Here is a 2,222-nt window from a genome sequence, read left to right on the forward strand (position 1 = left end):
GATGGCGACCGACCTGACCGAGCTGCGGGTGATGACGACCCATCTTCCCTACGACACCTCCAACCTGCGTTGGATGACACGGCCGATGCGGGCCTTGCAGGACCGGATGGTTTATCTGTTGCCGGTGCTGACCGCTGTGCATGACCGGCTGGGCACCCTGCGCCGGCCAGACGGAACGCTTCCGGCGGATGTTGCGCCGGTGGTGGTGGCGGTGCGGGACTGGATCGCCGCGGGGGCCGCCGCCGATCCGGCCGCCGCCACACGGCTGATCGACCGGATCGACCGCCTGGAAGCGGCGGAATCCGCGCAGGCGACGGACAGCTGGGAGGCGGCGACCCGCTTCAGCTTCATCCGCCGTCTGCGTTCCCTGGTGGAGATCCACCGAGACTGCCGGGAGTTGCGGGCGCACATCGCCTCCGGCGACCATGCCCTGCCCGACCATCTCGACCCGTTGGCCCGCCAGCGGTCGCGTGGCGTCTTCCATCTGGACCCTGGCATGGCGGCCTGGTCGGGGGTGGCGGCATTTCTGGGAATCACCGTCATCTGCGCCTTCTGGATCCTGACCGGCTGGTCATCCGGCTCGGCGGCGGCGATGATGGTGGCGGTCTTCACCTGCTTCTTCGCATCCTTCGACGACCCGGTGCCCGGCATCCGCCTGTTCCTGGTCTATACGCTGGCCTCGCTGCCGCTGTCGGCCTTCTATCTGCTGGTGGTTCTGCCGTCCTTCGACAGTTTTCCGATGCTTGTGCTTTGTCTGGCGCCGACGCTGGTGACGCTGGGAATCTTCGTCGCCCGGCCGGCGACGATGGGCAAGGCGATGGCGCTGATCTTCGGAATCGGCGGTTCGCTCAGCCTGCTGGACACCGGCAACGGCGATTTCGCTTCATTCCTGAACAGCAGCGCCGGGCAGATCGTCGGCATCGTCACCGCCATGCTGGTCACCCGCATGTGCCGGTCGGTCGGTGCGGCCTGGAGCGCGAGGCGTCTGCTGCACATCGGCTGGCGCGAGATTGCCGATCTGGCACGGATGCGTGGCGTCCCGGCGAATGACGGCTTTGAAAGCCGCATGCTGGACCGCGTCGGGCTGTTGTCGGCCCGGCTGGCGCAGGCTGGCGGCTCGGTGGATGTGGATGCCATCGATGCGGTGCGCGACCTGCGGGCCGGGCTGAATCTGGTGGAGCTTCAGCGGGCGCGGCCGGTGCTGGGCCAGAGCGGCGGAGCGGCATTGGACCGGCTGCTGCGCGGCGTCGCCGGTCATTTCCGTGCCCTGTCTGCCAAACGGCCCGAACCGGCGCCGGTCGAGCTGCTGGGTTGCATGGATGACCTGCTGTCGGCTATCGCCGCCGCCCCGCCCTGCCCCGAGCACGACCGGGCCGTCGTGGCGCTGGCTTCGCTGCGGCGCAGCCTGTTCCCGGATGCGGCCCTTGAGGTGCCGCCCCCGGTTTGCGAGATGATTCATCGGGAAAGGGCACGCGCATGACCGGGGAAATCGACCTTTACGGCCTGTTCCTGCCGCCGTTGCTGGTTCTGGCCGTGGTTGCCTGGGCGGTCTCGGTGCTGCTGCGACGGGGGCTGCGCGCCATCGGCGCCTATGGCTGGGTGTGGCATGCGCCGCTGTTCGACTTCGCCCTTTATGTCCTGGTGCTGTGCTGTCTTGCCGGCCTGTGGTCGATCTGGTCCGCCTGAAATCGTCCACACCGCGGGACGCCCGGCGTGCTAGTCTGCCAGTCATGACCGCCCCGCTGTCTCAACCCTTCTCCATTCCCGGCATGACGCCCGATGCCGACGCCGAAAGTGCCTGGATCGACGTGATCCGGAAGATGGACGAGACCTATGCCAACCTCGTGACGCAGCAGGTGGAACTGGAGCGAAAGAACGCCGAGCTGGAGGAGGCGCAGGCCTTCATCGCCAGCGTGTTGGGCTCGATGACGGATGTCCTGATCGCCTGCGACCGCGACGGCCGGATCGAGCAGACCAACCCGGCGGCAGAACGGGCGCTGGGCTGTGCCGGGCGGGAGCTGACCGGACGGCCGTTGCGCGACTTTCTCGATCCTGCCTTCCACCCCGCCTTCGTCCGGCTGTGCAACGCCGCCCTCCAGCGCGAGGAGGTCAGCGATGTGGAGCTTTCCCTGCGCGGCCCGGGCGGCCCCCTTCCCCATCGGCGTGGACAGCACCGTCCGCTACGAACAGCGCGGCCCATGCATCGGGCTGGTTCTGGTCGG

3 protein-coding genes are annotated in these 2,222 nt (G+C 68.3%); all 3 read left to right on the forward strand.

The genetic code is table 11. The features are described from left to right. Positions 1–1,480, forward strand: a 1,480-nt coding sequence (locus I71_RS26310) for an FUSC family protein (RefSeq protein ID WP_042700933.1), incomplete at its 5' end; no start/stop codon positions are given. Next, positions 1,477–1,686 carry a DUF1656 domain-containing protein gene (locus I71_RS26315; protein ID WP_042700936.1) on the forward strand — a complete coding sequence of 70 codons (210 nt, stop codon included), beginning with the start codon at positions 1,477–1,479 and terminating at the stop codon, positions 1,684–1,686. The genes I71_RS26310 and I71_RS26315, both read left to right, overlap by 4 nt. 44 nt (positions 1,687–1,730) lie before the next feature. Further along, a partial coding sequence (locus I71_RS26320; RefSeq protein WP_244434064.1) for a PAS domain-containing protein occupies positions 1,731–2,222 on the forward strand: 492 nt, incomplete at its 3' end.

Source organism: Azospirillum sp. B506, assembly GCF_000333595.1.
Classification (GTDB): Bacteria; Pseudomonadota; Alphaproteobacteria; order Azospirillales; family Azospirillaceae; genus Azospirillum.